Here is a 16,536-nt window from a genome sequence, read left to right as displayed (position 1 = left end):
TCTGCGGCCCTTCGCGGGCAAGCCCGCTCCCACAGGGTCCTGCGTCAACCGTCACAGGTTCCGAGTAGATCGCGTATGATGCGGCTTGCAGGGCCATGTGGGTGCGGGCTTGCCCGCGAATAGGCCAGACCGAACACCTCCTGCATAAGGCGGTCACCTCGAAGCCGCCCCACGATTCACCTTCCCCGCCCCACAAGCTACAATCGCGCCCTTTCCCTCCCCCAAGGATCGCCGATGTCCGGCCTCGAACTCTTCGCCGCCGCGCTCGGCGTCATCGCCGTATGGCTCACGGTCAAGCAGAACCCCTGGTGCTGGCCGATCGGCCTGGTGATGGTGTTGCTCTACAGCTGGGTCTTCTACGAGGTGAAGCTGTATTCCGACATGCTCCTGCAACTGGTCTATGCCGTGCTGCAGCTCTATGGCTGGTGGCAATGGACGCGCCCGGACCGGGTCGAGGACGCGCGCCAGGTGACCCGCCTCGGCACCGCGCCGTTGCTTGGCGGCCTGGGGATCGGCCTGCTGGCCGGCCTGGGCCTGGGCGCGGCCATGGCGCACTGGACCGACGCCGCCCAACCCTGGCTGGATGCCACCCTGACCGGCCTGAGCCTGGTGGCGCAGCTGTGGATGGCGCAGAAGCGCCTGCAGTGCTGGGCGCTGTGGGTCGTGGTGGACGTGGTCTTCGTCGGCCTGTTCCTGCACAAGGCCCTGTACCTGACCGCCGCGCTCTATGCCCTGTTCACCCTCATCGCCTTGCGCGGCTGGCTGGAATGGCGGCGCGACCCGGCGCTGGCCTGCGCCGCATGAAGGTCCTGGTGCTGTGCGGCCCCGAGTCCAGCGGCAAGAGCTGGCTCAGCGGCGAGCTCCAGGCGCATTTCGGTGGCCTGGTGGTGGGCGAGTACGTGCGTCACTTCATCGATCGCGAGCAACGCGATACCTGCTACGCCGATATTCCGACGATCGCCCGCGGCCAGCTCGCCTGGGAAGACCTGGCCCGCCAGCAGGCACCCGAACTGCTGATCCTCGACACCCACCTGCTCAGCAACCTGCTCTGGAGCCGCGTGCTGTTCGGCGACTGCCCGCCCTGGATCGAACAAGCCCTGCTCGCACGCCGCTACGACCTGCACCTGCTGCTCAGCCCGCACGGCGTCGACTGGGTCGGCGACGGCCAGCGCTGCCAGCCTGGCCTGCCGCAGCGCCAGGCGTTCTTCGCCGACAGCCTGGACTGGCTACGCCGCCACCGCCAGCCGCTGCAGGTGATCGAGGGCGGCTGGCCGCAACGTCAGGCCCAGGCCCTGGCCGCGGTGTCGAAGCTGCTCGATGGCCAGCTGCCAGCCTGTGCCACCGAGTGTTAACGCGCTGATACAGCGACGGGGACGCAAAGCCCCATTTCTGGGGCCGCTGACGCAAATCCGGGGGAAGTGTCTCAGGGCTGATACAGCGCTGCGAATAGCCCTCGGGGCCAGGTTCTTCAACGCTTGGCGGCTCACCGGGGGCCGTGGTGTATCAACCGTGACACAGGTCAACACCGGCATCGCCCTGTTCACACCACAAGCTATTGATTAACAAGCAAAAAGCAAAAGCGGCACGGCTTTCGCTCTACCTCTGCCAACGCTCAAGGGCCAGCGTACAGAGAAAGGGAGCATCGCCGTGGGGAACAAGAACAATACACTGCCTGCACTGCTTGTCCTGGGTTGCCTGACCGCCGCAACCCTTCCTCTTCCGGCCGAGGCCGGCGGCAACGGGATCATCGTCCTGACCCGCGACGTCCAGGCCCGCCAGGCCGCCCGAGCGACCGGCACACCCGACCCCTACCCCACCACCGTCAACACCGACCAGTCGCCTCGGGTGATCGCCCAGACCAACGAGCTGACCGATGGTGACTTCGCCAACGTGGCCAGTGGCTCGACCTTTAACCGCATGCTCACCCCCGACCACTCAGGCAACCTGCGCGGCATGGGCACCGTCCAGTCGCAACTGCCGGGCATGGCCGGCGGTTCGGCCGCTGGTGCCAGTGGCGGCAACAGCATCGCCAACACGGTCAACCAGAACGTCCAGCGCGGCCTGGCGCCGCTGCAGATCCTGACCCGGGGCCAATGACATGCGCGCACTCACCCTCTCCCTGCTGTGCCTGGCTGCCTCCGCAGGCCATGCCTTGGCCGCATCGCCGGTGGTGGACAACGCCACCCTCGATGCCAGTGGCCGCGCCTACCAGGGCAACCTGAGCATCAACCAGGCCGCCGGCGATGCCCTGCAACAGGCCAACGCCCGGGCGATCGCCATCGGCACCCAGGCCAACGCCTCGACGCAGATCCGCCAGCGCAGCGACTTCCAGGCCAATCCGGCACTGGATGCCCGCGCCAGCATCAGCGGCAATGCCTTCAGCCACGGCAGCGGCATGCTCGGCATCAACCAGTCCGCCGGTGCCGCCACGCAACAGGCCAATGCCGTGCGGATCGGCATCAGCGCCGCGCCGCAAAGCATCGACGACAACCTTCTCAGCCAGCAGAACGTCTCGCTGGCCAACGGCTCCGACGCAACTGATCGCGCACCCGGCAGTCGCCAGGTCACCACCAGTGACCAGGCCTTCACCGGCAGCCGCGGAGTGATCCAGTTGAATCAGAGCGCCGGGGTGGGCAACCGAATGGCCAACACCCTGAGCGTACGGGTCGCGGATTGACCCGAGTGGCAACACAACACTTAACAACGAAAAGCGGAGAAACACCATGAAACCAAAAATGGCACTCAAGCCTCTGGTATTCGCCCTCGCTGCGGTCATGGCAGTTGCTGCACAAGCCGGCGGACGTGGTCACGACAACCACGGTGGCCACAACGGCGGCCATAACGGCCACAACAACAACGACAACCTGCTCCTGCAACTGCTGATCACTGCCGGCTCCGCCGCCACCGTGACCGACATCCAGAGCAATGGTGGCAACCAGGTGCTCAACCAGGCCACCCGCAACGATGCCCGGATGGACAGCTCCGCCAACGGCTCCCAAGGCAACCTGGGCGCCAACGTGGCCGCCGGTGACGGCAACCAGCAGGACAACGTCGCCGCCATCGCCACCGCCGACGAAAACTTCATCTTCGGCAGCGCCATGGCCCTGTCCACCGCGACCCAGACCAACGGCGGCAACACCGTTGCCAACTACTCCACCTACAACAACGCCAGCCTGACCAATTCGGCCAATGGCAGCTCGGGCAACATCGGCGTCAACGTCACCGCTGGCGACTTCAACCAGCAGAAAAACAACCTGGCGATCGCCGTGTCCGGCGGCCGTGTGGCCGTGGCCAGCGCCGGTGCCAACCAGACCACCAGTGGCCTGAACGTGCAGAACAACGCCGACCGCACCTACAGCAAGGACACCCTGCATGCAGGCTTCGCCGCCTGGGGCAGCTACGAGGGTAACGGCTGGGGCTACGTGGAAGACGAACGCAGCGGTGGCCATGGCCACAAAGGCGGCAAGGTCGACAAGGATCCTCTGAAGTTCCACGAAGAGGGCACCTTCGGCCTGGCTGGCGTCGCCTCCTACCAGGTCCTGACCCCCAACGGCTGGAAAAACCCTGTGACCAACACTGCCGTCATGTCCAACTCGCTCAACGGCGTGTCGGGCAACGTCGGTGCCAACGTCTCGGCCGGTTCCGGCAACCAGCAGAGCAACTCGCTGTCCATCGCCGCAGGTTGCAAAGCCTGCATGTAACACCAGTCGATCGGGGCCCTTCGGGGCCCCTTTCCCTGTCTCTGCCAGGTGGAGAGGGTCATGCGCATTGTCCTGCTTGCCACGCTCGTGTTCCTTGCCGGCATCGTCGAGGCCGCGCAGATGCCTATCGCGGCACTGCCTGGCGGTACCCTCGTGTACAAGCCGGTGCAGAGCATACGGGAGCGGCGCTTCGCCGACCTGGTGCAACAGAAGACCGATTTCAGCTGCGGCGCCGCCGCCCTGGCGACCATCCTCAAGCAGGCCTACTGGCTGGACGTGGATGAGCACCAGGTCATCGAAGGCATGCTCGCCCATTCCGACCAGGACACCGTCCAGGTCCAGGGCTTTTCCATGCTCGACATGAAGCGCTACGTGGAAAGCATCGGCATGCGTGCCCGTGGCTACCGCGTCGACCCCGACAGCCTGCACCGGGTGAGCATCCCGGTGGTGGTGCTGATGGACATCCGTGGCTACAAGCACTTCGTCGTGCTGCAGCGCATCGACAAGGGCTGGGTCTACATCGGCGACCCGGTGCTGGGCCACAAACGCTACACCTTCGACGATTTCGTAAAAGGCTGGAACGGCATCATCTTCGCCGTCATAGGCCCTGGCTACGACAAGGCCAACGCCCTACTCGACCCGCCGGCGCCGGTGACCGCCCGCAACCGTATCAACGGTTTCTACCCGGTGGATGACGCGCAGTTGATGGAGTTCGGCTTCATCCAGAGCGATTTCTTCTAATGATTACAAGGGGCATGGAGCCCCGGGGAGCAGCGATGAAGACTACCACCTGGCTGGTCGCCGCGTGCCTGGCCACCAGCCTCCCCGCCCAGGCGCAATTGTTCAAGCCCATCGAGATCAAGGACCAGGAACTGGCCGAGCTGCGTGGGCGTTATGTGATGCCCGGGCGGATCATCAGTTTCGGCGTGGTCATGAGCAGTACCTGGCAGAACGCCGCCGGTGACCGTATCGGCGCGACCACGACCTTGCAGGTCCAGCAGAACACCTTCAAGCCCCAGTTCTACGTGTCCATGTCCGGGGACAACGGCAGCGGCGCGGCGCCCGGGCGCGGCAACGGCCTGGTCAACGGCGGCGCCGGGCTGGTCAATACCCAGGGGGTGACCCAATCGGTACGTGCCGCCGGCGACAACAATAGCGCCTACAACGACGTGGCCATCAACGTCAGCGAAGGCGGCAAGGCGCCCACGGCCGTGCCGCAAGGCCAGGTCCTGGCCGCCGGCACCACCCTGACCAACAGCAACAACGCCGGCACCCTCAGCGTGTCGAACACCGGCAAGGGCATCCAGATGTCCATCCAGGCCAACAACAACCAGGGGCAGAGCCTGCAACGCCTGTCCAATGGCGGCCTGTTGCAGACCACCACCTTGCTCGGCGGCAGCAACGCGGTCAACAACCTGACCCAGCTCAACGTGGTGCTGCGCGACAACCTGCCTTCGGCCGGTGCGCTGAACTGCAACCTTGATCAGCTCAAGGGCCTACGGATCTCGGGATATTGATCTACGCTTCGTCTCAATCATCGCAGTTGGAAGGGACGGCTAACTTATGCATCGTTCGATGTCGTTGAAAGCAGTTGTCTGCCTGGGGACCCTGTTACCTTCTTCGCTGCTGTACGCGGCAGCCGATCCCCAGGTGGAAGCCCTCAAAGCCGAACTGGCGGCGCTCAAGGCGCGCTACGAGGCCCAACAGCAGGCCCTGATGGTCCTGGAACAGCGGGTCCGCCAGGTGGAGGAACAGCCCGCCACGCCGCAACCCCAACGCCTGACCCGTTCACCCGCCTCGCAGCCGCGCAACAACCAGGCCATCGCCGCCTCCGGCACAGGCTCTTCCTACGGTGAGTCGCTCAAGGAAGATTCGGAACCGGCGCAGAGCGTTTCCAACCTGTACGACGAGGCCAGCGGCTTCTTCGGCGGCGGCAAGTTCAGTGTCGAGACCGGCATCACCTATGCCCGCTACGACACCCGCCAGCTGATCCTCAACGGTTTCCTGGCGCTGGACTCGATCTTCCTGGGCAACATCAACCTGGACCGGATCAAGGCCGACAACTGGACCCTGGACCTGACCGCCCGCTACAACTACGACCAGCGCTGGCAGTTTGACGTCAACGTGCCGATCGTCTACCGCGAGTCGACCTACCAATCCGGCGGCGTCGGCGGCAACGCCCAGGGGGTTTCCGAGCACACCGTCACCCGCGACCCGACCCTGGGCGACGTCAACTTCGGCATCGCCTACAAGTTCCTCGACGAGTCGGAGAACACCCCCGATGCGGTGTTCAGCGTGCGGGTCAAGGCGCCCACCGGCAAGGACCCGTTCGGCATCAAGCTGCTGCGCGACGCGGAGAACGACAACCTCAGCTACCCCGAGGACCTGCCCACCGGCAACGGTGTCTGGTCGATCACCCCGGGGATCTCGCTGGTCAAGACCTACGATCCGGCGGTGCTGTTCGGCAGCCTGTCGTATACCCACACCTTCGAGGAGTCGTTCAGCGACGTCAGCTCCACGGTCAACCAGAAAGTGCCGGGCAAGGTGAAGATCGGCGACAGCTTCCAGATCGGTGCCGGTATCGCCTTCGCCCTCAACGAGAAGATGTCCATGTCGTTCTCGGTCTCCGACCTGATCGCCCGCCGCTCGCGGATCAAGTCGGCGGAAACCGGCGACCGCTGGGCCGACGTCAAGAGCAGCGACGCCAACGCCGCCTACTTCAACATCGGCATGACCCTGGCGGCCACCGACAACCTGACCATCGTGCCGAACCTGGCGATCGGCTTGACCGACGACGCCCCGGATTTCACCTTCAGCCTGAAGTTCCCGTACTACTTCTGAGCCGGCCCGGGAGGCCCTGCCTGGCCGGCCAGCGGCCCTCCCGACACCACCGGTGCCTGGCAAGGGCTTCGCCCTTGTTCGCGGGCAAGCCCGCTCCCACAAGGTCCGAGTGGATCGTCTGAAGATGCGATTATGCAGGGAGAGCGGAGCTTGGCCCGCAGTTCCTCTGCCCCACCCACGCCCCGCCCAAGCGGCAGGCCGTCCTGTAACCCCCGCCTTCTGCCGAGCGCCTGTTATCATGGAGCACATCTCTGTGACAGCTTCATGGCAAGAAGGAACTTTTTTTGTGAACGATAGGCTCGGCCATCCCCGCACCCGGCTGCTCGCCCTGGCGGGCCTGGTACTGGCGCTTCCCCTGGGCATCCGAGCCCTGCTCGGCTGGTCCGACCCGCTCGGCTACCTGTCCGACCTGGCCATCGGCAGCCTGCTGCTCCTGCTGCTGCACCGCCGTGCCTGGTGGCTGGCATTGCCGGTACTGTTGGCCTGGGGCGCCTTGATGGTGGGCTCGGCGGAACTGGTCAGTGCCGTGGGCAGGCTGCCCACCAGCGCCGACCTGACCTACCTGCTCGACCCACAGTTCATGGAGAATTCCACCGGCGGCGCCCTCGCCCACCCATGGCTGCCCTGGGTCCTGGTCGCGGGCCTGGCGGCCTGGCTGCTGGCCGTCTGGCGCAGCCGCGGCCGGCCTGCCATGGCGTTGTCGCGCAAGGCCTGGGCCATCCCCTTGCTACTGCTGGGCGCGCACTGGGCCAGCCAGCACCTGGTCCCCTCCGAGGCCGACCAGTGGCGCCAGTACAACCTGCCGCACCAACTTCTATCCGCTGGCGTCGGCGACCTGCAGCGCCAGGCCCGTGGCTGGCTGGGCGACGAGCCGACGGTCCCCCCCCTGCCCACCGCCGGCCTGGTGCAGTCGGACCTCAACGGCCGCAAACTGCTCGCCACACCCGGTCAGGCCCGCAACCTGCTGGTGATCACCCTCGAAGGCATCCCCGGCGCCTACGTACGCGCCAACCGCCAGGCCCTGCACAGCCGCTTCGACGAAGAGCTCATGCCCAACCTCAGCCGCTGGGCCGAGCGCGGCATGAACACGCCCGACTACGTGTTGCACACCCACCAGACCATCCGTGGCCTGTACGCCATGCTCTGCGGCGACTACGACAAGATGGCCAACGGCACGCCCAAGGGCGTCGAACTGCTGACCCAGGACCTGCGCAACCAGGCCTGCCTGCCGGCCCAGTTGCGCCAAGCCGGCTTCACCACCCACTACCTGCAAGGCGCGGGCCTGCGTTTCATGGCCAAGGACCGGATCATGCCGCACATCGGCTTCGACTCGGTCCACGGCCAGGAATGGTTCCGCAACGCCAACTACCTCGACTTCCCCTGGGGCAAGGACGACCGGGCCTTCTTCGAAGGCGCCCAGGCGTACGTGGCAAAGCTGCGCAAGCAGAAACAACCCTGGATGCTGACCCTGCTGACCGTCGGCACGCACCAGCCCTATTCGGCACCGGCGCACTACCTGCGCCGCTACGCCACACCCAAGCAGGCGGCAGTGGCCTACCTGGACGATGCCCTGGGCCGCTTCCTCGACGACCTGGAGCGCCAGGGCGTGTTGAAAGACACCCTGGTGGTCATCACCTCCGACGAGTCCCACGGCATCGATGGCGTACGCCTGGCCTCGTCCTGGGGTTTCAACCTGACCCTGGCCCCGGAACAGGCGCAGTTGCCACGCATCAAGCAGGGCACCTATGGCCATGTCGACCTGGCCGCCTCCCTGCTCGACTACTTCAGCCTGCCGATCCCGGCAGCCCTGGGCGGCCGCTCGCTGTTTCGCGACTACGACAGCGGCCGCGAGATGATTTCCTTCACCAACGGCATGCTGCGCTACCACGACGGCCACGGCACCCTGACCGAGTGCGATTTCCAGCAGCGCTGCCGGCGTTATGCCAGCCAAGGCTTCATCGCCGATCGCGCCAAATACCTCGGCCGCGGTGACGAAGCCACAGGCCAGCAGCTCACGGCCTTGGCCAGCGCACTGGACCAGTCCCTGCTGCAAACCCCGCTCAACCTGCGCTACCAGTTCGGTGGCCCGGCCGCCATCCCACTGCACAAGCGCATCCGCGACGACTGGGCCGACAACCTGATCGGCGCCCAGTACCTGGAGATGCCCGAAGGCTCCCATACCCGCGTACGGCTCAAGGTGCGCTCCCTCGACCCACGGCACGTGGCCTACATCCGCCTCAAGGCCAAGGAGTTCGAACAGGACGTGCCGCTCGGGCTGCCCGAAGAGATGAGAGTGACCACCAAGAAGCCGCTGGTGCTGGAGTTCAGCTTCGACAACCCTTCCCAGCGCAAGGCGTTTTCCTTCCACCTGCTGGGTTATGGCGGAGGCAAGGTCGAGGTCAGCGACTTCAGTGTGATCACTGCGTTGCCGGGGGAAGACGAGACGGTCGAGGAATTCCAGGACGGGCGAGTCGCCCACTCTGGCTGAACGCTGCGCAGGCAGGCTCCGCCCACGCTATCAGCGGATCTGGTGCTTGTGCAGCAAGCGGTAGAAGGTGGGCCGGGAAACCCCCAGCACCTTGGCGGCGATGCTCAGGTTGTCGCTGTGCCGGCTGAGCACGTCGCACAGGGCCTGGCGCTCGGCCCGGTGCTTGTAGTCCTCCAGGGTGCCCAGCGGCTGATCTTCCTGCTCCAGGGTCTGCAAGCCCAGGTCCTGGGCCTCGATCTGCCGCCCCTCGGCCAGCACCAACCCGCGCCGCACCCGGTTGGCCAGCTCGCGCACGTTGCCTGGCCAGTCGTGCCGGCCCATCGCCGCCAAGGCGCTGTCGCTGAACGAGCGCGGCCGGCGGCCGGTCTCCAGGCTGTAGAAATGGGCGAAGTGGCTGGCCAGCATCGACAAATCGCCATGCCGATCACGCAGCGGTGCGGTGACCACTTGCAGGACGTTGAGCCGGTAATAGAGGTCTTCACGGAAACGTCCCTGCTCGATGGCTTTCTCCAGGTCCACGTGGGTCGCGGCCAATACCCGCACGTCCACCGGGATCGGCTGGTCCCCGCCCACCCTTTCGATGTGCTTCTCCTGCAGAAAGCGCAGCAGGTTGGCCTGTAATTCCAGGGGCAGGTCGCCGATCTCGTCGAGGAACAAAGTGCCGCCGTTGGCCGCCTCGATGCGTCCCACCTTGCGCTGGTGGGCACCGGTGAAAGCACCTTTCTCGTGGCCGAACAGCTCGGACTGGATCAGGTGTTCGGGAATGGCGCCGCAGTTGATCGCGATGAAGGGCTTGTCACACCGTAGCGATTGCCGATGCAGGGTGCGCGCCACCAGCTCCTTGCCCGTCCCGCTCTCGCCACGGATCAGCACCGGCGACTCGGTGGGCGCCAGCTTGCCCAGCAACTTGCGCAGTTCGCGGATCGGCCGGCTGTCGCCCAGCAGCTCGTGCTCCGGCTCGTCCACCCGCACCGAGCCCTTGCCGCGCAGGCGCGCCATGCCGAAGGCACGGCCCAAGGTGACCTGGACCCGCGACACATCGAACGGCAGGGTGTGGAAATCGAAGAACCACTCGCAGACGAAATCCCCGACGTTCTGCATGCGCAGCTCCTCGGCGCTGAGCACGGCGATCCATTCGGTGTTGCTGCGCTTGATCATGTCCTTGACCGCATCGGGGTGACGCAGGTGCGAGGCCTGCAGACGCAGCAGGCCGACATCGCAGCGATGCTCCAGCGCGGCCGACAGGGTACAGCTGTGTACATCCCAGCCGACGCTTCGCAGGCCCGGTAGTAGACGGTGGCAGTCGTCGCAGGGATCGACGATCAGCAAGCGGCGTTGAGAGGCGGTTTCGAGCATGACCGTTCCTTGGCGCCAATTTTTGGTTTTTCACGTAGAAACAGTAAGTTGCAGCGCCCGAATTAACAGTAGCAATGAACCTGACGCTCCCCACTACCGTTTGTCTGCCGGTTGCTGTCATCAGCGGGTCATCCGGGAATTTTTCAAAGTTATCGACGTCACAGGCGGCACAGGCCACGGCAACACTTTTGCAGACTAAAAAAAATTTCAACGACCCTGTGACTTCACCCCCAACATGGAGCATCAGTACAAGTAACCCCGCGCTGCCTACCTTCGACCTTGAGCAACGCGGACTTCATTTCGCTGTTTGGGACCATAGAGAGACCGAACCATGAATGCCCCGCTCCGTGTCAACGAAGCACTGCTGATCGCCGACCACGCCTTCGAACCCTTCCAGTGCGTAGCCTGGGATGCACCCAATGGCACTGGTGAGCTGAGCCTGGCAGTGATCGACCGGACCAGCACCCGTATCGGCAGCAAGCAAGTTTCCTCGCGTATCTATTCCGACCCCGCGCAGTGGGCCTGCCTGATCGAGGAAGTACGCGCCGAACTTTGCGAAAAAGGTTACGACCTGCAACCCTGGTCGATGCCCAAGTAATATCGCGGCCACTTGCAAGTGCGTGCCGAGCCACGCACTTGTGCAACTTTCTACCGCCCTGGCCTGGCAACTTTCTTTATTGCGACATTGCGCCGCAGGCGCGACTTCCCTTCTTTAATCAGTCACGTACCCTGAACTGCTGGATGTGCCGGTATTCGGCCTGCAGTTGTTCGGCCAGCCGCTGTGCCCGCCCCAGACGTACCGCTGTCAGCTCCATGTCCACCAGCACGGTCGCGCAGGGCATCGGCCGTGGTGCGTTCCAGCGTTGCAGGCGGCCATCGGTGAGCACCAGGCAGCGTTGTGTCTCCTGGGGGTGACGCTTGCCCCGGGCCAGCAGCCACTGGTGCGCCTGCTCCAGTGCCGCGATCAGCGGTGTGCCGCCCCCCGCCCCCAGCGCCTGCAACCAGGGTTGCAATGCCCCCGACGCCTTGAGCCCCTGGCGCTGCCAGCGCGGTGCGCCGCCGCTAGCGGTCACCAGGGCCAGGCGTGCACGCTGGCGGTAGGCCTGATCGAACAGTTCGGCCAGCAGCCCCTTGGCCTGGGCCAAGGCCTGGTGACGACGGGTGGAGGCCGAGGCATCGACGATCACCAGCCATAATTCCGGCGCCTGGGCCTGGCGCTGCTGCCAGCACAGGTCCTGGCGCTGGCGGGGCCGGCCCTTGAGCAGGGTCGGCAACCAGGCCACCTTTCCCGCACCCGCCATCCGCGCTCGTCCACGGGGCGCACCTGCCAGCTTTCCGACGCGGGGCCTGGCATCCGCCGCCAACGCGTCGGGCTGGCGAATGCTCAGGGCTTTTTTGCCCAGTTCGGCACCTCGCGCCGGGCACCGCTGGGCACGGCCTGCGGCGGCAACGCCCCCCAATCGCCCGGCCCACCCTGAAGCTCGGTCTGCCCATTGCCGGCACTGGTTGCCGCATGGGGGGGCGTGTCCGGCGGCGAGGCGCGGCGCCGGTGACGCAAGGCGAACTCCGCTACCGCCTGCACGTCGTCTTGCCCGATCGTTTCGCCCCCGCGCCAGGCAGCGTGGGCCCGGGCCGCACGCAGCCAGACCAGGTCGGCGCGCAGGCCGTCCACGCCAGCGGCGAAACAGCGTTCGGTGATCCAGGCCAGGGCCTGGTCGTCCAGCGGGATGCGCTCCAGGCGCTGGCGCGCGCCGTGGCAGCGCTCACGCAATTGCGCCTGGGCCTGGGCCCATTGCGCGCAAAAGGCCTGCGGATCGCTGTCGAAGGCCAGGCGCCGGCGGATGATCTGCTGACGTGCCTCGGGTTGCGCCAGCCCTTCGAGGGCGACGTTGAGGCCGAAGCGGTCGAGCAACTGCGGGCGCAGCTCGCCTTCCTCCGGGTTCATGGTGCCGATCAGCACGAAGCGCGCCGCATGGCGATGGGAAATGCCGTCGCGCTCGATACGATTGGTGCCGCTGGCCGCCACGTCGAGCAGCAGGTCCACCAGGGGGTCGGGCAGCAGATTGACTTCATCGACGTAGAGCACGCCGCCGTCGGCCTGGGCCAGCACGCCCGGGGAAAACTGGGCCTTGCCCTGCCCCAGCGCGGCATCCAGGTCGAGGGTGCCGACCAGCCGCTCCTCGGTCGCCCCCAGCGGCAGGGTCACGAAGGGGCCTTCGCCCAGCAGGTCGGCGAGGCCCCGGGCCAGGGTGCTCTTGGCCATGCCGCGCGGGCCTTCGATCAGCACACCGCCGATCTTCGGGTCGATGGCCGTCAGGCACAGGGCCAGCTTGAGGTCGTCGGCGCCGACCACGGCAGCCAGTGGAAATTGCAGGGGTTCGCTCATGTCAGGCCTGTTCCTCGCCGTCCAGCAGTTGCTCCTCGAGGGCCTCGCGATACGCGCCCGGAGCCTGCCAGAGGCCACGCTGCTGGGCCTCCAGCAAGCGTTCGGTGAGGTCGCGCAAGGCGTCGGGGTTGTGCTGGCGCATGAAATCGCGGGTCGCCGGGTCGAGCACGTAGGCGTCGGCCAGGGACTGATAGTGATGGTCGTCGATCAGGTGCGTGGTGGCATCGAAGGCGAACAGGTTGTCGACCGTCGCTGCCAGTTCGAAGGCACCTTTGTAGCCGTGGCGCTTGGCGCCTTCGATCCACTTGGGGTTGAGCGCGCGGGCGCGGATGACCCGGTTGAGTTCTTCCTTGAGGGTACGGATACGTGGCCGGTCGGCCTGGCTGTGATCGCCGTGGTAGCTGGCCACCGTGGCGTCTGCCAGGGTCTCGGCCGCCGCCAGCATGCCGCCCTGGAATTGGTAGTAGTCGTTGGAATCGAGCAGGTCATGCTCGTGGTTGTCCTGGTTCTGCAGCACCGCCTGCACCTGGCCCAGGCGTCGGGCGAATTCGGCACGGGCCGGCGTACCGTCGTCGGCACCGCCGTAGGCATAACCGCCATGGTTGAGGTAGACCTCGGCCAGGTCGTCGCGGTTGTGCCACAGACGCCCATCGATGGCGTTCTGCACCCCGGCGCCGTAGGCCCCGGGCTTGGCGCCGAACACGCGCCAGCCTGCCTGACGCGCCGCCTGCTCGGCGTCCGCGCCCGCGGCCAGCAGCGCCTCGCGCTCGGCACGCACCCGGGCCGCCAGGGGGTTGAGGTCGTCGGGTTCGTCCAGGGCCGCCACGGCCTGCACCGCCGCGTCGAACAGGCGGATCAGGTTGCCGAAGGCATCGCGAAAGAAACCCGAGACACGCAGGGTCACGTCCACCCGTGGGCGGTCGAGCAGGCTCAGGGGCAGGATCTCGAAGTCGTCGACCCGCTGGCTGCCAGTGGCCCATACCGGGCGCACGCCCATCAACGCCATGGCTTGGGCGATATCGTCGCCACCGGTACGCATGGTCGCCGTGCCCCACACCGACAGCCCCAACTGGCGCAGGTGGTCGCCATGGTCCTGCAGGTGACGCTCGAGGATCAGGTTGGCCGAGGCGAAACCCAGGCGCCAAGCAGTGGTGGTGGGCAGGTTGCGCACGTCCACGGTATAGAAGTTGCGCCCGGTGGGCAGTACGTCCAGGCGCCCCCGGCTCGGTGCACCACTGGGGCCGGCCGGGACGAAACGCCCGGCCAAGGCGGCGAGCAGGCCATCGAGCTCAGCCGCACCGCAGCCATCGAGGTTCGGCGCCACCGACTCGACCAGCGTCTGCAGCACACTGCGCACCGGCTGCCAGGGGGCCTCGTCGGGCAGTTGCAGGCAGCCGTCCAGCCCTTGCTCGATCAGCGCCAGGGCCAGCAGTTCGAGGCGTTCGCGGGTATCGCCGCAGGTCCGCCAGGGGGGTGGGGCCAGCGCCTCCAGTATGGCCGGGCGCGGCCCCTGCCAGGGCTGGCCGAGGTCGCAGTCCAGGGGATCGAAGCTCAGCGCCAGGGCCTTGGCCAGGGTACGGATGAGGCTGGCATTGCCGCCCTTGCCGTCACCACGCTCGACACGTACCAGGGCCAGCAGGGTATCGCTGCGCAGCCGCCCTTCGGGCGATTGGCCGAACACATGCAGGCCATCGCGGATCTGCGACTCCTTCAGGTCGCACAGATAGGTGTCCAGCCGTGGCAGCCAGAGTGCCGCATCGTCCAACTGGCCTTCCAGTTGCAACTCACGGTCGATGTGGTTGGCTTTGAGCAACTCGAGGATGTCGCGCTGCAGCTCCCGGGCACGGCGTGGGTCGAGCAGTTGCGCTTCGTAGTATTCATCGGCCAGGCGCTCCAGGTCGCGCAGCGGGCCGTAGGTCTCGGCACGGGTCAGCGGCGGCATCAGGTGGTCGATGATCACCGCCTGGGTACGCCGCTTGGCCTGGGCGCCCTCGCCTGGGTCGTTGACGATGAACGGGTAGATGTTGGGCAGCGGCCCGAGCAAGGCATCTGGCCAGCACTGGGCCGACAGGCCGACGCCCTTGCCGGGCAGCCACTCCAGGTTGCCGTGCTTGCCGACGTGGATCACCGCGTCGGCGGCGAAACCATTGCGCAGCCAGAAGTGGAACGCCAGGTAGCCATGGGGCGGCACCAGGTCGGGGTCGTGGTACACGGCGCTGGGGTCCACCTGGTAGCCCCGGGCCGGCTGGATGCCGACGAACGTCAGGCCGTAGCGCAGGCCGGCGATCATCATGCGCCCGCTGCGGTACATCGGGTCTTGTTCAGGGGCGCCCCAGCGCGCCAGCACCGCCTGCTGGTTGGCCTCGGGCAGGTCGGCGAAGGCCGCCTGGTAGTCGGCCAGGGCCAGGCTCTGGGCGCAGGGGCGCTGGTCGAGGTGCTCCAGGTCGTTGCTCACGCCGCCCAGCAATTGCTGGATCAGCGCGGTGCCGCTGTCGGGCAGGCCAGCCACCGGGTAGCCCTCGGCCTGCAAGGCGCGGAGGATGTTCAGGGCCGCGCCGGGGGTATCCAGGCCCACGCCGTTGCCGATGCGCCCGTCGCGGGTCGGGTAGTTGGCCAGCACCAGCGCCACGCGCTTCTGCGGGTTGGGCAGGCGCGCCAGTTCCACCCAGCGCCGCGCCAGCTCGGCGACGAAGTCCATGCGCTCAGGGTGGGCCCTGTAGCAGACCACGTCCGACTGGCTGCGCTCGCTGCGCCAGGCCAGGTCCTTGAAGCTGACCGGCCGGGTGATGATGCGCCCGTCCAGCTCCGGCAAGGCGATATGCATGGCCAGGTCACGGGCGCCCAGGCCCTGTTCGCTGGCCTCCCAGCCCGGCTGGTTGTCCTGGGCGCAGATCGCCTGCAACACCGGGACGTCGCGACGCAACGGGCGCAGGTTGGGCTGCTCCGGGCTGGACAGGGCAAAACCGGTGGTGTTGATCACCACGTCGGCGCCGACCTCGTCCAGCCAGGCCTCGACCTGGTCGAGGCAGGCGCGCTCCTTGAGGCTGGCCACAGCGATCGGCAGCGGGTTCAGGCCCATCGCCTGCAAACGTGTGCAGAAGGTATCGATGAAGGCGGTGTTGGCCGCCTGCAGGTGCGAGCGGTAGAACAGCAGCGGCGCCACCGGCTGCTGCGGGTGCCACTGGCCGTACCAGTCCTCGAGCGTGGCGCTGGCCTTGGCGGGGTGATACACCGCCGTGCGCGGCAGCGGCTGCGGTTCGTCCCAGGCATAGGTACGCCCCAGCCACAGGCTGGCCAGGCAGTTGAACAGGTTCAGGGCATTGGCCTTGCCGCCCTGGCGCAGGTAGTGCCAGAGCCGTTCGGCCTGCTCGCCGGTCACCGTGCCCAGGCCGGTCAGCTCGGGGTCGGGGCGGTCATCGCCTGGCACCAGGATCAGCCGTACACCGCGGTTGGCCAGCTCGACCAGTTGCTCGACGCCATAGCGCCAGTAGCCGACCCCGCCGTGCAGCGACACCAGGATCACCTTGGCGTGGCGCAGCACCTGGTCGACGTAGAGGTCGACCGAGGCGTGGTTCTGCACCTGCATGGGGTTGGCCAGGCGCAGGCTGGGGAAGTCGTCTGGCAACTGCTCGGCGGTTTCCGCCAGCAGCGCCAGGTGCGAGTCGCCGCTGCAGAGGATCACCAGCTCAGCGGGCGTCTGGCCGAGGTCGGCGATGCTGTCGTCCGGCACGAAGCCGCCGGGCTGGGTCCGCAGCAGGTGCATG

Annotated in this window: 14 protein-coding genes; 10 read left to right on the top strand and 4 right to left on the bottom strand. The window is 66.7% G+C overall.

Annotated elements, in window-relative coordinates; all coding sequences use genetic code 11:
* Positions 1-234 precede the first annotated feature (234 nt).
* From pnuC to ABFA30_RS15145, 9 genes are all read left to right on the top strand, one after another.
* Positions 235-804 (top strand): nicotinamide riboside transporter PnuC, encoded by a 570-nt coding sequence (pnuC, locus tag ABFA30_RS15185; protein ID WP_225787727.1) that lies wholly within the window; start codon positions 235-237, stop codon positions 802-804.
* Complete coding sequence (locus ABFA30_RS15180) at positions 801-1,352, top strand: AAA family ATPase (RefSeq protein ID WP_225787965.1); 552 nt, start codon at positions 801-803, stop codon at positions 1,350-1,352. The genes pnuC and ABFA30_RS15180 overlap by 4 nt, the downstream gene beginning before the upstream one ends.
* A gap of 295 nt (positions 1,353-1,647) precedes the next feature.
* Positions 1,648-2,097 (top strand): hypothetical protein, encoded by a 450-nt coding sequence (locus tag ABFA30_RS15175; RefSeq protein WP_225787726.1) that lies wholly within the window; start codon positions 1,648-1,650, stop codon positions 2,095-2,097.
* A 1-nt stretch (position 2,098) separates the two neighbouring features.
* A complete protein-coding gene (locus tag ABFA30_RS15170) occupies positions 2,099-2,677 on the top strand; it encodes an adhesin (RefSeq protein WP_225787725.1) in 579 nt (192 codons plus the stop codon).
* A 46-nt stretch (positions 2,678-2,723) separates the two neighbouring features.
* A complete protein-coding gene (locus tag ABFA30_RS15165) occupies positions 2,724-3,701 on the top strand; it encodes a heme utilization protein (RefSeq protein WP_225787724.1) in 978 nt (325 codons plus the stop codon).
* A gap of 60 nt (positions 3,702-3,761) precedes the next feature.
* Positions 3,762-4,442 carry a C39 family peptidase gene (locus tag ABFA30_RS15160; RefSeq protein WP_225787723.1) on the top strand — a complete coding sequence of 227 codons (681 nt, stop codon included), beginning with the start codon at positions 3,762-3,764 and terminating at the stop codon, positions 4,440-4,442.
* 35 nt (positions 4,443-4,477) lie between these two features.
* The gene (locus tag ABFA30_RS15155) at positions 4,478-5,218 is read left to right on the top strand and encodes a hypothetical protein (protein WP_225787722.1); all 741 of its coding nucleotides are present in this window, start codon (positions 4,478-4,480) and stop codon (positions 5,216-5,218) included.
* 46 nt (positions 5,219-5,264) lie between these two features.
* Positions 5,265-6,542, top strand: coding sequence for a hypothetical protein (locus ABFA30_RS15150; protein ID WP_225787721.1), 1,278 nt, complete (start codon positions 5,265-5,267; stop codon positions 6,540-6,542).
* A gap of 286 nt (positions 6,543-6,828) precedes the next feature.
* Complete coding sequence (locus ABFA30_RS15145) at positions 6,829-9,030, top strand: LTA synthase family protein (RefSeq protein WP_410045628.1); 2,202 nt, start codon at positions 6,829-6,831, stop codon at positions 9,028-9,030.
* Between the two features lie 30 nt (positions 9,031-9,060).
* On the opposite strand, the gene ABFA30_RS15140 is transcribed toward ABFA30_RS15145, so the two are convergent.
* Positions 9,061-10,386 (bottom strand): sigma 54-interacting transcriptional regulator, encoded by a 1,326-nt coding sequence (locus tag ABFA30_RS15140; RefSeq protein WP_368816802.1) that lies wholly within the window; start codon positions 10,384-10,386, stop codon positions 9,061-9,063.
* A gap of 331 nt (positions 10,387-10,717) precedes the next feature.
* Between ABFA30_RS15140 and ABFA30_RS15135 the strand changes: the two genes are divergently transcribed.
* Positions 10,718-10,984, top strand: a complete 267-nt coding sequence (locus ABFA30_RS15135; RefSeq protein WP_016392598.1) for a hypothetical protein — start codon at positions 10,718-10,720, stop codon at positions 10,982-10,984.
* 118 nt (positions 10,985-11,102) lie between these two features.
* Here the strand turns inward: ABFA30_RS15135 and ABFA30_RS15130 are convergent, their stop codons facing one another.
* The 3 genes from ABFA30_RS15130 to cobN form a co-directional block, all read right to left on the bottom strand.
* Positions 11,103-11,687, bottom strand: coding sequence for a vWA domain-containing protein (locus ABFA30_RS15130; RefSeq protein WP_410045627.1), 585 nt, complete (start codon positions 11,685-11,687; stop codon positions 11,103-11,105).
* 83 nt (positions 11,688-11,770) lie between these two features.
* A complete protein-coding gene (locus tag ABFA30_RS15125; protein WP_225789109.1) occupies positions 11,771-12,772 on the bottom strand; it encodes an ATP-binding protein in 1,002 nt (333 codons plus the stop codon).
* Position 12,773: 1 nt separating this feature from the next.
* The gene (gene cobN, locus ABFA30_RS15120; protein WP_225789108.1) at positions 12,774-16,535 is read right to left on the bottom strand and encodes a cobaltochelatase subunit CobN; all 3,762 of its coding nucleotides are present in this window, start codon (positions 16,533-16,535) and stop codon (positions 12,774-12,776) included.
* Between the last annotated feature and the right edge of the window lies 1 nt (position 16,536).

It is taken from the genome of Pseudomonas sp. HLMP, from assembly GCF_046365545.1.
GTDB lineage: Bacteria > Pseudomonadota > Gammaproteobacteria > Pseudomonadales > Pseudomonadaceae > Aquipseudomonas > Aquipseudomonas guariconensis_B.
Note: the sequence above shows the minus strand (reverse complement) of the source record. Positions and strands in the feature narration are given on the sequence as shown.